We start from the raw sequence: 16,490 nt of genomic DNA, 5'->3' as shown, positions 1-16,490 counted from the left end.
CTACTTGATGTAGACCAGGCCGTCCGTCGTGATCGTCGGGCGGCCGCTGGTGCCGACGACCACGATCTTGACGGTGTGCTTGGCGCTGCCGGACCAGGACTTGGTCCAGATCGCCTGGCGGTACGTCGTGGTCGCGGACTTCAGGTCCACGGTCGCGACCTTCGTGCCGTCCACATAGACGTACGCCTGCCCCGAGGTGGACGCCCGCGAGACCACCCAGGAGGCGGACCGGCCGGTGAACGTCCAGGTCAGGCTCGCGTTCTTGGTGCCGCTGGAGTACGACTTGCCGCCGAGGTAGCTGGTCGACGAACGGGCCGTCCAGGTACCGGACTTCGCGGCCGAGGTCTCCTGGAGGATCATCGGCGTGAACGACGGGGACGACGTACGCGTGTTGCCCGCGACGTCGGACGCCTTCATCGACCAGGTGCTCGCGGAACCGGACTTGACGGTACGGCTGGAGCTGGTGGTGGTCGGGCCGAAGGTGGCCGTCGTCGGGGACAGCAGGTCCACCTGCTTCAGGGCCTGGGAGTCCGCGGCCTTCCAGGCGAGCGTGACCGGGACGGCGGTGGTGGTGACCGTGCCGGTGCGCAGGGTGATCTTCGGGGCGGTGGAGAAGGTCGGCGCCGTGGTGTCGGTGACGACGGTCAGCGCGGTGGTCGCCGCCGAGGTCTTGCCGGACTGGTGCACGGCCCGTACGGCGACCTTGTGGCTGCCCGCGGTCAGGGTGGCGGCGGCCGAGGTGGCCGTACCGGCGACGGAGGCGGTGACCTTGCCGTCGACCAGCAGCTCGAACTTCGATATCAGCGAAGCGGGCGTGGTCGTCGACCACTTCGCGGTGATCGCGCCCTTGGTGTAGTACGTCGAACCGGACAGGGTCGCGCCGGTCAGCGAGGTGAGCTTCAGGCCCTGCACCGGGCCGGACGCCCAGGCGCGGATGGTCGGCAGCTGGGCGTAGAGGGAGGTGCCGGGGCACTCGGTGGCGTACCCGTCGCGGTGGCCGGAGATCCGGTCGAAGGTGTAGAGGGAGCCGGAGGTGAAGCTGGTGCCGGCGAGGTTCTTCTGGGTCGCGCCCGCCGTCAGCTGGACCGTCGAGTCCGGGTCGACGCCGTACTGGCCGAGCTTCCAGGCGGCGATCCGGGCGACCGAGGTGAGGGCGGCGTTCGAGGCGCCCGCGTCGGTGTACTCGCCGAGGACCGCGATGCCGGTGGACTCACGGTTCCAGCCGTAGGTGTGCGCGCCGAGGACCGGCAGGTCCACGCCGCCCTTGCGGCCCTCGAAGATCGTGCCGCACTTGTCGACGAGGAAGTTGTATCCGATGTCGTTCCAGCCGTTGCCGCTGGGGGCCGGGGCGGTGTGGTACGCGTAGATGGCCCGCACGATCGACGCCGATTCGGCGCAGGTGTAGTCGTTCGACCCGGCCGTGTGATGGACGAAGACGGCCTTGACGTCGGCGTTGTACTCCGACGGGTCGGGGCTGAGCTTTTCGTCGGCGCCCCAGTCGGCGCGCGAGACGATCGGCGGCTCGGGGACCGTGGACGCCGGGGCGGTCGGCGTGGTGGGCGTGGCCGTGGGGCTCGGGGTCACGTCCTCCGTGTAGGCCGCGGGCTCGGTCGCGGCGTCGGCCGCTTCGGCGGCGGTCACGCCCGGGTCGACCAGGTTGACCTTGAGGCCCGAGGGCAGTCCGGCGCTGGTGGTGCCGTCCTCGTGGACGACCTGTACCTCGACACCGTCCGAGGGGCCAACCCACAGCGGCTCGGACGCGCCGCGTGCCCCGGCCCGCTCGTCGGCGTCCTCCACCGGGTCCGCGTCCGTCTCCAGGTCCCGCCAGGACGTCCACGCGCCGGTGTCGAGGCTCCTGGTGCGTACCTGCGCCTTGCCGTCGAGCCGCTTGGTCGCCCCCGTCCAGGAGATACCGAGCAGCGAGAACTGCTCGGTCTCGGTACGCGGCAGCTCGCGCTCGCCGGTCTCGGGAGCCTTCAGTGCGAGGTCGTAGACCTTCACCGGCCGCTTCTCGATCGGGTCCGCCGAGTTGTCGGCCTGGCTCGCCGAGGCGTAGGTCGCCACCCCGCCCCCGCCGAGGACCACCGCGCCGAGCGTCAGCCACGCCCTCCGCTTCATGCTGAGCGGTCTGTACGCACGGCTATTACGACGACTCACTGCCCCACCCCTGTTTTTGGTCACAGAAACACCACCTGTCACACAGGTGGCACTCATACAGCGTCAAAGACCCACCCGGTGTCACAGTTGACGGTCCGTGAGATGCCCGGGACGCCCGGCACGCTGTGACACTTCTGCGCAGTCAGGCGCTGTTGACCGTGGGGGACATGGGCAAGGGTGACCGCGCCGGCCGGCACGGAATCGCCATGAACCGGTACGGACGGGAAAGTTCTTGGGTCAGGGAGGGCAACCCCGCCGCGTGCAGGCGTACGACGGGGAACTGGGCGCGGCCGTCGCGCGGGCCCAGGACGGCGACGAGGCCGCCTTCGCGGTCGCCTACCGGCTGGTGCAGCCAGGACTGCTCGGGTATCTGCGCGGGCTGGTCGGCGACGACGCCGAGGACGTGGCCTCCGACGCCTGGCTGGAGATCGCCCGGGACCTGGGCCGGTTCAGGGGGGACGGGGCCGGCTTTCGCGGCTGGAGCGCGACCATCGCCCGGCACCGGGCCCTGGACCATCTGCGTCGGCAGAAGGTACGGCCCCGCCCGACGGCTCTGGAACAGGACATGCTGGACCTGCCCGGCCCGCACAGCACCCCCGACCAGGCGCTGGAGTCCCTCTCCACCGAGTACGCCCTGGACCTGGTCCGGGGCCTCCCGCGCGACCAGGCCGAGGCGGTCCTGCTGCGGGTCGTCGTCGGTCTCGACGGCCCCGCCGCCGCCCGCGTCCTCGGCAAACGCCCCGGCGCGGTGCGAACCGCCGCCTACCGGGGCCTGAAGCGGCTGGCGCACCAGCTCGGCGCCGAGAGTGTGACGGATGAGGGCCCCAGGACGCTGGGGGAGTCGACATGACAGGTGAGGACACCACGCCGGACAGGGACGGACACGCCATGGGTGACGAGCGGAACGGCGGGTTCCCCGACCGCCGCCGAGCCCGCCCGGAGGCGACCGCGCGGGGCCGGGAGCGGTCGTACGGCGACCACACCGCCCCCGAGTCCGAGCCGGCCCACGACGACAGCCCCCTCGGAGCGCTGCTCGCCGCGGCCATCCGCGGTGACAAGGCCGACGACGAGGCCGAACTGCGGGCCGTGGCCGCCTTCCGGGCCGCCCGGGACGCGGGTGCGCACCGGGCGCGGACCCGGCGACGGGACGACTGGCGGCCCCGCGGACAGCGGCGGACCGTACGGTCGCTGCGGACGACCCTCTCCGTGCTGCTCGCGAGTCTCACCCTCGGCGGTGTCGCCTACGCGGCGATCGGCTCGGCGGGCACCAGCACCGGCACCGGGCGGGGCGAGGTGCACGTACGCCCACGCGTCACCGCGAGCACTCCGGCCGAGACGCACCACAGTTCCCGGCCCGCCACATCCGCCGCCCCCGCCGATCGCCCACCCACCGCGCAGGACACCGCGGCCCACTGCCGTGCCTACGAGAAGCTCGGGGGCCGCGGGAAGGCGCTGGACTCCACGGCGTACCGGCGGCTCGTCACGGCGGCCGGCGGGGAGACGGACGTGAGCGCGTACTGCGCCGCGCTGACGGCCGGTACGGGGACGGCCGACGCGAGCGGCGCGGACGGCGTGAAACCGGGGAAGCAGAAGGCGAAGGCGAACGCCGGGAACAAGGCGGCCAAGAACACGTCCGGGAAGCGTTGACCGGCGAACCGTGAGCCGACATCTGCGACGGGTCCGGGCTCAGCGGAGTATCGACCCAGGTCAAACCCGGTGGACCGCGGAGACGGCCGGGGCCGCCACCCCCCACAGGAGAGGCCCCGGCCGTCGCGCGGCACGGGCCGCGCGGCGGCCCGTACTTCTGTCAGCGTCAAGAGTGCGGTTTCTGTCACACCGTGCCGGGCCCCGCTCCAGGATCACGAGGTAGTTGCATTTTGTACGGACATGGACGAGCAATGGTTTGAGGTCGTAACGTGCCTTTCGCGCCGGGCGCGGAAGGTGACTGATCACACTCACTGTCGAACGATCACCACAACCCCTCGACGGCTCGAAGCGGCGACCATCGATCGCGACCACGTATTGAGGATTCACGGGTGCTGGGGGACGACGCGGAGCTGACCGCCGCGGTGCTTGGGGCACAGGACGGGGACGAGACCGCGTTCCGGACTGTGTACCGCACCGTGCACCCGCGGCTGCTCGGATACGTCCGCACACTGGTCGGCGACCCGGACGCGGAGGACGTGGCCTCCGAGGCCTGGCTCCAGATAGCCCGTGACCTGGACCGCTTCGAGGGCGACGCGGACCGTTTCCGCGGCTGGACGGCCCGGATAGCGCGCAACCGGGCCCTGGACCACATCCGGATGCGGGGCCGCCGCCCGGCGATCGGCGGCGACGAGACCGAGTTGACCGCGAAGCCCGCCGAGTCGGACACCGCGGGCGAGGCCATCGAGGCGCTCGCCACCGGCACCACTCTCTCGCTCATCGCCCGGCTGCCCCAGGACCAGGCCGAAGCCGTGGTGCTGCGCGTCGTCGTGGGCCTGGACGCCAAGACCGCGGCGGAGACCCTGGGCAAGCGTCCCGGCGCGGTACGGACGGCGGCGCACCGGGGTCTGAAGCGCCTCGCCGAGCTCCTCGGTGAGGATCCGGAATCGGCCGGCGCGCTCGATGCCCTGCCGCCCCAGCGAGAACCGCAGGACCGTGCGGTGACGTCCGCGAGTGTGACGCATACGCGTCCGCGGACGCAGAAGGACATGTGATGGCCGACGATCGCTGTGTCCATCCGGAGGACGCCGAGTCCGCCGGCGGTTCCGTCGCGGGCCGGGATCCCGGCCGGTGGCTGGACCCGGAGACGGCCGAGCGGTTGCTGCGCGGCGAGTCCCCGGAGACCGTCGACGCGGCCTCCCGCGACCAGGCCGAACGGCTCGCGAAGACCCTGGCGGCGCTGACCGCGGAACCGACGTCGGCCGCGGCCGGACTGCCCGGACTGCCCGGCGAGGAGGCCGCGCTGGCCGCGTTCCGCAAGGTGCGCGCGGAGCGTACGGACGACTGGGTGAGCCGGCCCGAGCGGGGCCGGCACCGGGTCGGGGACGGCGGCCCCGCCGATGCCGGTCTCGTGCGGATCGGCGCCCCCGTCCCGGGGGCCGCGCGTCCTCGCCGGCGCCGTCCCGTGCACTTCGGACTCGCCGCCGTACTGGCCGCCGGTGTGGTGGGCGGGGCCGCGGTCGTGGCCGCAACCGGAATGCCGGCACCGTCCGGCGACGACGAGCCGGATCCCGGTACCTCGGTGTCGGCGACGGTCACCCCGGACCGCCCGTTCCTCTCTCCCTCGCCCTTCGCCCCGGCGCTCACCCCGTCCCCCGACGCCTCCCCTTCGGCAGGGGCCGGCTCGCGGGACACGGCACGCGGCGACACCGGGGCGGGTTCCGAGAGCCTGGGTGTCCGTCCCGGCGGTGACTGGAAGGGAGCCGCCTCGGCCTGCCGTGACATCCGCGACGGCAAGCACCTCTCCCCTTCCCGCAAGCGCTCCTTGGAGGACGCGGCCGGGGGTTCGCCGCGCGTGTGGACGTACTGCAAGGGCGTCCTGTCCGAACGCGGCACCAAGGCAGGCCCCGACGGCCGCAAGGGCACCGGCAGGGGCGGGTACGAAGACCACAACGAGAACGCGGGCAACGACGGCAACGAGGGCAACGAGGGCAACGAGGGCAATGACAAGAGCGGCCGGGGTGACGGGGACGGCCGCGGGGACGGCCAAAGCGGCGGCGGTCAGGTCACGGCCCCCCACAGCCTCCGGAACCCGAACGGAGGCTCCAGCGGTGGCACCAGCGGTGGCACCGCTTCCGGCGCCCCGATCGCCTCGCCCCGGGCAACGATGTCACCGAGCCCGGACCCGAGCCCGACATACAGCGCGCTCTGACCTTTACAAACCCCGCTGACCTGCACGTGCCGTGTCCGTCGCGGGTTCGGCGCGGTCGGTGTGACGTTTTCGGCCGCTGTGGCGCAGTAGTGAGTGAGCCGACTGGTCATCGGCCGTCGCACAGAGCCGGGGTTCCCCCCGTACCTACGGCTCGTGCACCCGGCGCGGGCGGGACACGTTCCCCCGGTCCCGTCCGCGCCCCTTAACCCCCCTCGCGGCACTCACCAGTGGACGACGACCTTGTCGCCGTTCCGCACCTGGCTGAACAGGTCCGCGATCGCCGCCTCGTCCCGGACGTTGACGCAGCCGTGCGAGGCGCCCGCGTACCCGTGGGCCGCGAAGTCGGCGGAGTAGTGCACTGCCTGGCCGCCGCTGAAGAACATCGCGTACGGCATCGGGGAGTCGTAGAGCGTCGACACATGGTGGCGCGACTTCCAGTAGACGCTGAACACACCTTCCCGGGTCGGCGTGCCCACCGAGCCGAAGCGGACCGACACGGTCCGCACCGTCCGCCCGTCGATCATCCAGCGCAGTGTCCGGCTCGTCTTGCTGATGCACAGCACCCGCCCGGTCAGACAGCGCGGGTCCGGCGCGTCGGCCGGCTGCCCGCCCATCAGATACAGCTCCCACTTGCCCGGCTCGTGCGTCATCCGCAGCAGACGCTGCCAGGTGACCGTGTCGGTCTTCCCCGTCCTCGGCAGCCCGCGCTTGCCCTGGAACCCCTCGACCGCCCGCTCGGTGAGGTCGTCGTACGCCCCCGTCGGCCCGTCGTGGAGCCAGGCGACCTGACGCAGCCGGGCCTGGAGCTCCCGCACGTTCCGCCCGGAGTCGCCGCGCGACCACAGCACGGCGGGCGCGGCAGAACCGCTCGGCGGTGTCGCGCTGGACGTCGGGCTCGGCTTCGCGTCGTCGTCCGCGGGCGGCGTACTGCGCTCGGGGACCTCGATCCGCACCGGCAGATGCCGCTTGCCGTCCCCGTCGGCGGACCGCACGGTGCACCCGCCGGCCACCGCCAGGACCAGCAGCGCGGCGGCCCCTCTCCCCATGGCTGTCCTCATAGCCGTACTCATGACCGTACTACGCATCGGGACCCCCTGCCGTCTCACCCGCATCCCCTGAGATGTCTCCCCGCGCCCGCCCGGTCTCGAACGACCCGGCGGCGTTCTGCGCGGGACCGCAATACGGTGGTGGGCATGACGCGTGAGTCGGAGTCCGGACTGCCCATCGAACCCGTCTACGGTCCCGAGGCCCTCCGGGGCTGGAGCCCCGAGGAGAAGCTCGGCGAGCCGGGAGCGTACCCCTTCACGCGGGGCGTGTACCCGTCGATGTACACCGGACGCCCCTGGACCATGCGCCAGTACGCCGGTTTCGGCACGGCCGTGGAGTCCAACGCCCGCTACCGGCAGCTGATCGCCCACGGCACGACCGGCCTGTCCGTCGCCTTCGACCTGCCCACCCAGATGGGCCACGACTCCGACGCCCCCCTCGCGCACGGCGAGGTGGGCAAGGTGGGCGTGGCGATCGACTCGATCGACGACATGCGGGTGCTGTTCGACGGGATCCCGCTGGACCAGGTCTCCACGTCGATGACGATCAACGCCCCGGCGGCCCTGCTGCTGCTCCTGTACCAACTGGTCGCCGAGGAGCAGGGGGTGTCGGCGGACAGGCTCACCGGCACGATCCAGAACGACGTGCTGAAGGAGTACATCGCGCGAGGCACGTACATCTTCCCGCCGAAGCCCTCCCTGCGGCTCACCGCCGACATCTTCAAGTACTGCAGGACCGAGATCCCGAAGTGGAACACCATCTCGATCTCCGGCTACCACATGGCGGAGGCGGGTGCCACGCCCGCGCAGGAGATCGCGTTCACGCTGGCGGACGGCATCGAGTACGTCCGCACGGCGGTCGCGGCCGGCATGGACGTCGACGACTTCGCGCCCCGTCTCTCCTTCTTCTTCGTCGCCCGTACGATGCTTCTGGAGGAGGTCGCCAAGTTCCGTGCGGCCAGGCGGATCTGGGCGAGGGTGATGCGGGACGACTTCGGCGCGCGCAACCCCAAGTCCCTGATGCTGCGCTTCCACACGCAGACCGCGGGCGTCCAGCTGACGGCCCAGCAGCCGGAGGTCAACCTGGTCCGGGTCGCCGTCCAGGGTCTCGCCGCGGTCCTCGGCGGCACCCAGTCCCTGCACACCAACTCCTTCGACGAGGCGATCGCCCTGCCGACGGACAAGTCGGCCCGCCTGGCCCTGCGCACCCAGCAGGTGCTCGCCCACGAGACCGACGTGACGGCGACGGTGGACCCGTTCGCGGGCTCGTACGTCGTCGAGAGCATGACGGACGACGTCGAGGGCGCCGCCCTTGAGCTGATGCGGAAGATCGAGGACCTGGGGGGCGCGGTCGCCGCCATCGAGCACGGTTTCCAGAAGGACGAGATCGAGCGCTCCGCCTACCGCGTCGCTCTGGAGACCGACTCCGGCGAGCGGGTGGTCGTGGGCGTCAACCGTTTCCGGCTCGACGAGGAGGAGCCGTACGAACCGTTGCGGGTCGACCCGGCGATCGGGGCCCAGCAGGCCGAACGCCTCACGAAGCTCCGCGCGGAGCGTGACCGGGCGGCGGTGAACTCGGCCCTCGCCGCCCTGAAGAAGGCCGCGGAGGGCGAGGACAACGTCCTGTACCCGATGAAGGACGCGCTGAAGGCCCGGGCGACGGTGGGCGAGGTGTGCAACGCCCTGCGCGAGGTGTGGGGGACGTACGTCCCGGCGGACGCGTTCTGACCTCGACAGCACGCATCACGCACGTCGCACCACGACACCACGCACCTCGACACCTCGTCCGCTGGGACGCGTCTAGGAGACGAAGCGGCCCACGTAGCCCGACAAGGCCTCGGCGTCCCCGCCCGCCCACCCCACATAGCCGTCCGGACGCACCAGGAACAGTCCCTTCCCGTACGACGGTTGCTCGTCACCGGTGACCACCCGCACCGGCTCCGGCAGCTCCGGTGCCTCGGCTCCGACCGCCACCAGCGTCCAGTGCGGGCCCCGGAAGGCGTCGAAGAGGCGGACGCCGGCCAGCTTGCCGTCGGGGGCGCGGTCGCCCGCGCGGAGTCCGTCCGGAGCCGTACGGGTCTCCTCCGTCAGGGACGACTCCCGGTAGCCCAGGCCCAGTTGGCGGGTCGCCTCACCCCGGCGGACCTCTCCCCGGTGCACGCCCGTCGAGATGCCGAGCATCTGCGCGGCGATGGGACGGCGCTCCTCCTCGTAGGTGTCCAGGAGGGCGGCCGGGGCGCCGCCCCGCAGCACCGCGCCCAGCTTCCAGCCCAGGTTGTAGGCGTCCTGGACGCTGGTGTTCAGGCCCTGGCCGCCCGCCGGGGAGTGGACGTGGGCCGCGTCACCGGCGAGGAAGACCCGGCCGGAACGGAAGCGGTCCGCGAGGGCCGCGCGGGGCCGGAAGTCGGAGGCCCAGCGGATCTCGGTCACCGACTCGGGGGTGAGGTGGGAGCGGGCCGCGACGACGGCGCGGATGCCGTCGAGGGACAGGTCCACCGGGGTGCCCTCCGGGAACTGGGCCACGACCTGGAAGTCCTCCGTGCCGGCGAGCGGGCAGATCGCGAGGTAGCCGTCGCCCTCGCCGCGCGGCGGGAAGACGTGCCAGTTGTCCCGGTCCAGGCCGGTGACGCGGGCGTCGGCGACGAGGACCGGGTTCGGGTCGACGGTCTCCCCGGTCATGCCGATGCCGAGACCGCGGCGGACGGCGGAGCGCCCGCCGTCGGCGGCGACCACGTACCGGGCGCGGACGTCCGCGCCCGACGCGAAGCGCACGGTCACCCCGTCGGCGTCCCGGCCGGCCTGCTCGATCCCCACGGCCTCCCGGCCGAAGGACACCCGCCCGCCCAGCTCCTCAAGCCGCGCGTACAGCACCTCCTGGGTGCGCCACTGCGGCACCATCCACGGGGTGGAGTACGGCGAGTCGTCCGTCACCCCGGCCGCGTCGAACATCCGGTGTTCGCCCACCCGCTCACCGTCCTGCCAGATCATCCCGACCGGGTACTCGCCGCCGACCGCGAGGATCGCGTCGAGCACGCCCAGGTCGTCGAAGACCTCCATCGTGCGCGGCTGGAGCCCCTTGCCGCGTGAGCCCGGGAACAGCCGGTCCGCCTTCTCCACGACCAGCGCGTCCACACCTCGCCGGGCGAGGTCGATGCCGAGGGCGAGGCCGGTGGGGCCCGCGCCGACGATCAGTACGTCCGTGTCCATGCCCTGTCTCCTTAACGCTGTTAAGTGCCGTCTGCTCCGAGAGTGCCCTTAACGCTGTTAAGCTGTCAAGCGTGAGTACGGAGAAACGCCCGCCCCTCGACCGCGCCCGGGTCGCCGCCACCGCCCTGAAGCTCCTGAACGAGGTGGGCCTCGACGGCCTCACCCTGCGGGCCATCGCGAAGGAACTCGACGTCAAGGCCCCTGCCCTGTACTGGCACTTCAAGGACAAACAGGCACTGCTCGACGAGATGGCGACGGAGATGTTCCGGCGCATGATCGCCGGGGCCGAACTCGACCCCTCCGACACCTGGCGCGAACGCCTGCTCAAGTCCAACCGCGGACTGCGCAGCGCCCTGCTCGGCTACCGCGACGGCGCCAAGGTCTACAGCGGCTCACGCTTCACGGGCCTGGTCCACGTCGAGCAGATGGAGGAGACCCTGAGCCTCTTCACGGCCGCCGGTCTCACCCTCGCCCAGGCAGTCCGGGCCACGTCGACGTCGTTCTTCTACACCCTGGGCTTCGTCACCGAGGAACAGGGTGTGGAGCCCCTGCCGGGCGAGCGCCGTGAGGGGTTCGACGTGGCGGAACGCGCGCAGATGATGGCCGACTTCCCGTTGTCGGCGGCGGCGGGTGCGGAGATCTTCCAGGACTTCGACCGGCACTACGAGGAAGGCCTGGCATTGGTGCTGGCGGGAATCGAGCAGCGGTACGGCGTGTGATCGCGGGAAGTCCGGGAGGGTACGGCTCAAATCGAGTCGCGGACCGGGTACGGAAATCCCTGACGGAATTCAGCCAGGCGTCATGAGCCCGGCCGGATTCGAGTCGGCAAGGTCTCCGCTATTCCGAGCGAAGAGAGCCGTCGACCCGGCCGGGAAAGCGCAGGAAGAGACGCCGGTCAACGCTGCAGTGCGCCGCGCAGTCGTGGGGTCAGCGGCTTCTCGACGAGTCGGTTCATGAGCCAGGCCAGCGCCAGCATCGAGGCGATCGTCAGGGCGAAGGTCACCGACGACGGGAGCCCCAGACCGCGGTGCAGGGCGCGGACGACCACCCAGCCCAGGTGTTCGTGCACCAGGTAGAAGGGGTACGTAAGCGCCCCGGCCACCGTCAGCCAGCGCCAGTTCGCCCAGCCCAGCCAGCCCAGCGCGATCGCCGCGACCGCGACGAAGCCGAAGGCGACCACCAGCACGATGCCCAGCGAGGTGCGGTGCGCGAAGGCGTTGGGGTCGGACACGTTCCACAGCGATGCGACCGCGTAGTGCTGCCCGATCAGGAAGCTGACCGCCACGATGCCCCACGCGTACACGTCCCGGCGGTCGCGGTGCACGAGGTAGAGGCCGACACCGCCGATGAAGAAGGAGGCGTACTCGGGCATGAACACCATGTCGAGCAGCGGCTGGTGCGCGGTCTGGGTGATCGCCGCCGCCAGCGTCCAGCCCGCGCAGAACATGACGACCCGGCGCCTGGAGGCCCCGGGCAGGACCACGCACAGCGCGAACAGGGCGTAGAAGCGGACCTCCGCCCACAGCGTCCAGCAGACACCGAGCACCCGGTCGACGCCCAGCGGCATCTGAAGCATCGTCATGTTCACCATGACGTCGCTCGGCGACAGCGCCTCGTAGGCGACCGCGGGCAGCGCGAACACCGCCGTGACCAGCAGGACGGCCGCCCAGTAGGCGGGAAACAGCCGGGAGACACGGGAGGCGAAGAACGACTGCAGGGACCGGCCCCAGCCGCTCATGCAGATCACGAATCCGCTGATCACGAAGAAGACCTGGACGCCGAGGCAGCCGTAGGAGAAATAGGTGTGCAGCGTCGGGAACTGGTGTTGCGCCGAACTTCCCCAGGCTCGGGTGATGTCGCCGCCGCGGCCGCCGTAGTGATAAGCGGCCACCATCAGCGCGGCCACCAGACGCAGTCCGTCCAGGGCCCGCAGCCGGGTCTCCCGGGTGCGCGGCGCGGGCAGTGGCCCTTCCGGCCGCCGGGGCAGGCCGGGTGCCGGCCGGACGGTCATGCTGGTCACGGATATCCCCTTCGCAAGCTCTGAGGAGCCTAAGTCACTGCTGTGGACGCGCCTCAGCACGTTAGTCCGAATCACGTCGATGTCTTACGCGTCGGACCAACGATTGGCCTTCTGGCCCCGGTGAGTTCACCTGAATGTCGTTTTGGCTTCCTAAGTTCGCTCAGAATCCCCCCACGTCGCAGTAAACCCATGAACTTGTCTTCGCTTTGGCAAGAAAACAACAGGAGTGCCATGACGACGGTCCAGAAGAGGCGTGCACGCGCGCGCGGCGGGGAGCTGGACGAATGCCTGCGCGCCTGCGCGGCACACAGCGGCAAGGTCGTCGGCAGCGTCGACCGCCGTCGCGTCGAACTCGGCGAACAGCTGCGCAAGCTGCTCGTCGTGTGGGGGACGACCGCCACGGCCGCCCCGGCGGCGCCCGCCCCGTCCGGTGCCACCGCCCTGCTGAAGCGGGCCGTCAAGGGGACGTCGAGCCCCTCCGCGAGCATTCCGGCCGAGCTGCTGGACGTCCTGCTGGCCGTCGCCAACAAGGCACTTGAGTGCGGCTACGACGACGAGCTGAACCTCGCCCTGATCATCAGCGACACCGTCCTCGCCCAGCGCAGGAACTCCCGCGCCGGCTGGCGGTTGCGCGCCCGTCTCCTGGAGGCGCTCGGCGAGGACGCCGAAGCCCTGGAGGCGTACGAGAAGTACCTGAGCCTCACCGACGACGACGGCTTCGGCGTCCGCGCCCGCATCGCGGGCCTGCGCATCGCGGGGGAGAAGGAGCGCGAGCTGCTGGACCTGCTCACGCGCCAGGTCCCCGGCGCCCGCGGGTTCGCGGCCCGCCCCGCCACCGACGTGTGGGCCGAGGGCCTGGCCGCGCACGCCGTCGGCGACTGGACCGAGGCCGAGCCCCGCCTGGTGGGAGCGCTCCTGTCGCTGGCCGGCGAAAGCGCCCCCGTGCAGGAGCGCCAGGAACTGCTCAGCCAGTACCTCGACCTGCGCTCCGCCGAGGACACCGACGCCGCCGCACTCACCCAGGCCGTCGCGCTCTACGCCGAACAGCGCCGCAACCGCATGCGCGGCCCGGTCGACGACCCCACCGTCGGCGGCGTGCAGTGGATCACCCTGGGTGAGTTCCGCAACCAGATCGCCGGCAAGTCGATCTGCCTGATCGCCAACTCCGGGCGCGTCGGCGCGAGTTCGATGGGCGCGGAGATCGACGCGTACGACCTCGTCGTCCGCTTCAACTCGTACCGGATCGACCCGAAGCACACCGGCAGCAGGACGGACATCCACGCCACGATCCACAAGCACGGCTTCAACTGGGACCAACAGGTCACCACCCGGCTCGTCTTCGGCGGCGTCTCCGGCGACTGGAAGTACTCGCTGCGCAACCGCCTGGTGCCCGGCGCCCAGACCTACCTGGGCGACGAGTCGCTGCGCTGGCCCGTGCGCAACATCGGCAAGGTCGGAACCGACGTCTGGTCGGGCATCCCGACCTCCGGCTTCAACATGCTGTGGCTGCTCGACTTCCTCGACGTGAGCCCGACGCTCGACCTGATCGGCTTCGACTTCTACGAGAGCGGCGCCTACCGCCTCCAGGAGGCGATGAAGCTCGCCATCACGTCCGTGCACGAATACACCAGCGAGAAGGCGTGGGTCATGGAGCGGGCCCAGAACGTGACCGACATGAGGATATCCCTGCGATGACCAGCAACTCCCTGATCGGGACCGCCGCCCCCCTGGCCCCGGTGACCGACGCGCACGCGCTCACCGGCAAGCGGAAGACAGCCTTCGCCAGCTTCGTCGACGAGAACTACCTGCCCGGCTTCCTCGCCCTGCTGCGCAGCCTCGCCCTGTCCAACCCGGGCGTGTGCGAGGACTTCGTCGTCCTCTACGACGACCTGCGCCCCGGCTCGATCGCCCGCATCCGCGCACTGCACCCGCGGATCGTCCTCAAGCGGGTCGACGCCGACCACTACGACTCGTACAAGAAGGGCGACCAGGACAACTACCTGGTCCGCAAGGCGTACTTCATCCTGGACGTCTTCAAGCTGCGCGAGTACGACACCGTCATCACGCTCGACACCGACATGATCGTCCTCGGCGACCTCGGTGAACTCCTGCGGCTGCGCGAGGGGTTGGCGGCCGTCCCGCAGTTCTTCTACGGGCAGCACAAGCTCAACTCCGGTCTGCTGGTCATCCAGCGCGAGTACCTGAGCGACGCGTTCTGCGCACGGCTCGACAAGTGCGGCCGCTCCGGCGACTACGAGCTCGACAAGCACGACCAGGGCATCCTCAACGCCGTCCTGGCCGGGGACTTCGTACGCCTCGACGCCCGCTACAACTTCGTCAAGCGGCGGCTGTCCGGCGACCTGCCCGTCCCCGACGACACCGCGATCCTGCACTTCACCGGCCGCCACAAGCCGTGGCAGGGCGGCGAGAGCGGCTACAGCCGGGCCGAGGAGCGCTGGCGCGAGTTCGAGCTGTCCGACGCCGAGTTCCAGGCCGCGTACATGGAGTCCTCCGGCGGACTCCACCACGACCTGGTCGTGCACTACGGCACCCCGCACGTGGCGCGTACCGGGGACGTCGAGGTGGCCCGCAAGGTGGCCGCGGCGCACATCGCGTCCGGCGACTACCAGGACGCCGTCGACATCCTGAGCAGCGTCCGCATCCCGCTCGACGAGGCCTGGCCGCACGAGGTCCTCGGCCACGCCCTGATGAGCGTCTCCCGCTACGACGAGGCGAAGACCCAGCTCCTGCTGGCCGCCGCCGCCCCCAACCGGGCCGCCACCGCCTACGCCCGCCTCGCCCAGATGGCCTGGGTGCGCGGCGACAACGCCGAGGCCCTGCGGCATGCCACGGCCGGCATGGCCGTCGACCCGACCCACCGCTCCAGCCGACTGTGGGCGCAGCGCGCCGCCGCCGTACCGGCGCAGGAACTGGGCGCCCCCGAGGACCAGTTGGCGCACGTCGCCTTCTACATGGACCGGCAGGGCAACGCGGGCGACAAGCTCCTCCCGGAGAGCGTCCGCTCCGCCTTCGGCCCGGACACCACCTCCCGCCGCTGGCACCCGGTGCACGCCCACCGCCTCTTCGACGAGGCCGCACTCCAGCGGGTCAACCGCCGCCGGGGCATGGTCATCGGCGGCGGCGGCCTGTTCATCCCGGACACCATGCCCAACGGCAACAGCGCCTGGCAGTGGAACGTCCCCGACGAGCTCCTGAAGCGCATCGACGTCCCGATCGCGGTCTTCGCGGTGGGCTTCAACGCCTTCGACGGCCAGTCCTACCGGGCGAACCGCTTCCGCGACTCGCTCAGGCTCCTCGTCGAGCAGTCCTCCTTCTTCGGCCTGCGCAACCACGGCTCGATCGAGAAGGTCCGGGCCATGGTCCCGGCCCATCTGCACGACAAGATCCGCTTCCAGCCCTGCCCGACGACGGTCACCCGCCAACTGGTCCCCGGCTGGCAGGACCCGGCCAAACGCGACGACACGATCCTGATCAACGCCGCCTACGACCGCGCGGGTCTGCGCTTCGGCCACGACTACGACTACTTCCTGGCGCAGATGGCCAAGGCCGTCCGGGACCTGGGCGAGCTGGCCGAGGTCCAGTGCGTGGCGCACTCACTGGACGACGAGAAGATCGTCTTCGACCTGCGGCGCGAGCACGGCATCTCGATGCCCGTCATCCCGATGTACGACTTCGCGAACAAGGAGATCCTCGACCTCTACGCCCGCACCAAGCTGGTCATCGGCATGCGCGGCCACGCGGGCATGATCCCCTTCGGCTGCGGCACCCCGATCATCAGCCTGATCTCGCACCCGAAGATGGCGTACTTCCTGCGGGACATCGAGCGGCCCGAGTGGGGCGTCTCGGTCCACGACCGCCACCTCGCCGCCCGTCTGGTGGAGCGCTCGAAGGAGCTGCTCGCCGACCACGACAGGACGGTCGCCGACGTCCACGGCCGCCAGCAGGAGCTGTGGAAGGTCACCGAGGCCAACGCAGCCGACCTGCGGGTCCTCCTGGGCGGCTGAGCACATCATGACGACGACACTGGCCGACGACACCTCCGTACGGTCCACCGCGCCCGGCGGCCGCCGCTCACCCCTCAGGTGGGCGGCGGGGGGGGGGGGGGGGGGGGGGGGGAGGGGGGGGGGAGGGGGGGGAGGGGGGGGGAGGAGGGGGGGGGGGGGAGAGGCATAGGCGGCGGGCG

General features: G+C 71.2%; 12 protein-coding genes. 8 read left to right on the top strand and 4 right to left on the bottom strand.

Annotation, left to right across the window (positions count from 1 at the left end):
• Nucleotides 1-2,118 (bottom strand): peptidoglycan recognition protein family protein, encoded by a 2,118-nt coding sequence (locus ACZ48Z_RS03190; protein WP_468734060.1) that lies wholly within the window; start codon nt 2,116-2,118, stop codon nt 1-3.
• A gap of 271 nt (nt 2,119-2,389) precedes the next feature.
• On the opposite strand from ACZ48Z_RS03190, the gene ACZ48Z_RS03185 reads away from it, so the two are divergent.
• From ACZ48Z_RS03185 to ACZ48Z_RS03170, 4 genes are all read left to right on the top strand, one after another.
• On the top strand, nt 2,390-3,007 hold the full coding sequence (locus ACZ48Z_RS03185) for an RNA polymerase sigma factor (protein ID WP_468734059.1): 618 nt from the start codon (nt 2,390-2,392) through the stop codon (nt 3,005-3,007).
• On the top strand, nt 3,004-3,804 hold the full coding sequence (locus ACZ48Z_RS03180; protein ID WP_468734058.1) for a hypothetical protein: 801 nt from the start codon (nt 3,004-3,006) through the stop codon (nt 3,802-3,804). The genes ACZ48Z_RS03185 and ACZ48Z_RS03180 overlap by 4 nt, the downstream gene beginning before the upstream one ends.
• A 389-nt stretch (nt 3,805-4,193) precedes the next feature.
• On the top strand, nt 4,194-4,856 hold the full coding sequence (locus tag ACZ48Z_RS03175; RefSeq protein ID WP_468734057.1) for an RNA polymerase sigma factor: 663 nt from the start codon (nt 4,194-4,196) through the stop codon (nt 4,854-4,856).
• Nucleotides 4,856-6,013, top strand: a complete 1,158-nt coding sequence (locus ACZ48Z_RS03170; protein WP_468734056.1) for a hypothetical protein — start codon at nt 4,856-4,858, stop codon at nt 6,011-6,013. Before ACZ48Z_RS03175 ends, ACZ48Z_RS03170 begins: the two co-directional genes overlap by 1 nt.
• Before the next feature lie 221 nt (nt 6,014-6,234).
• Here the strand turns inward: ACZ48Z_RS03170 and ACZ48Z_RS03165 are convergent, their stop codons facing one another.
• Nucleotides 6,235-7,059, bottom strand: coding sequence for a L,D-transpeptidase family protein (locus tag ACZ48Z_RS03165; protein WP_468734055.1), 825 nt, complete (start codon nt 7,057-7,059; stop codon nt 6,235-6,237).
• 147 nt (nt 7,060-7,206) lie between these two features.
• Between ACZ48Z_RS03165 and ACZ48Z_RS03160 the strand changes: the two genes are divergently transcribed.
• Nucleotides 7,207-8,787, top strand: coding sequence for an acyl-CoA mutase large subunit family protein (locus ACZ48Z_RS03160; RefSeq protein WP_468734054.1), 1,581 nt, complete (start codon nt 7,207-7,209; stop codon nt 8,785-8,787).
• Nucleotides 8,788-8,859: 72 nt separating this feature from the next.
• Here ACZ48Z_RS03160 and ACZ48Z_RS03155 read toward each other — a convergent pair whose 3' ends face one another.
• Nucleotides 8,860-10,266: an FAD-dependent oxidoreductase gene (locus ACZ48Z_RS03155; protein WP_468734053.1), complete on the bottom strand. Its 1,407-nt coding sequence runs from the start codon at nt 10,264-10,266 to the stop codon at nt 8,860-8,862.
• 71 nt (nt 10,267-10,337) lie between these two features.
• On the opposite strand from ACZ48Z_RS03155, the gene ACZ48Z_RS03150 reads away from it, so the two are divergent.
• Nucleotides 10,338-10,985 (top strand): TetR/AcrR family transcriptional regulator, encoded by a 648-nt coding sequence (locus ACZ48Z_RS03150; RefSeq protein ID WP_468734052.1) that lies wholly within the window; start codon nt 10,338-10,340, stop codon nt 10,983-10,985.
• A 176-nt stretch (nt 10,986-11,161) separates the two neighbouring features.
• On the opposite strand, the gene ACZ48Z_RS03145 is transcribed toward ACZ48Z_RS03150, so the two are convergent.
• Nucleotides 11,162-12,277, bottom strand: a complete 1,116-nt coding sequence (locus tag ACZ48Z_RS03145; protein WP_468734458.1) for an acyltransferase family protein — start codon at nt 12,275-12,277, stop codon at nt 11,162-11,164.
• 240 nt (nt 12,278-12,517) lie between these two features.
• On the opposite strand from ACZ48Z_RS03145, the gene ACZ48Z_RS03140 reads away from it, so the two are divergent.
• Nucleotides 12,518-13,981 (top strand): tetratricopeptide repeat protein, encoded by a 1,464-nt coding sequence (locus tag ACZ48Z_RS03140; RefSeq protein WP_468734051.1) that lies wholly within the window; start codon nt 12,518-12,520, stop codon nt 13,979-13,981.
• Complete coding sequence (locus tag ACZ48Z_RS03135) at nt 13,978-16,311, top strand: glycosyltransferase (RefSeq protein ID WP_468734050.1); 2,334 nt, start codon at nt 13,978-13,980, stop codon at nt 16,309-16,311. Before ACZ48Z_RS03140 ends, ACZ48Z_RS03135 begins: the two co-directional genes overlap by 4 nt.
• The last annotated feature ends 179 nt before the right edge of the window (nt 16,312-16,490 follow it).

The organism is Streptomyces sp. NPDC031225 (genome assembly GCF_055570355.1).
This window is presented reverse-complemented; position numbering and strand designations above follow the sequence as displayed.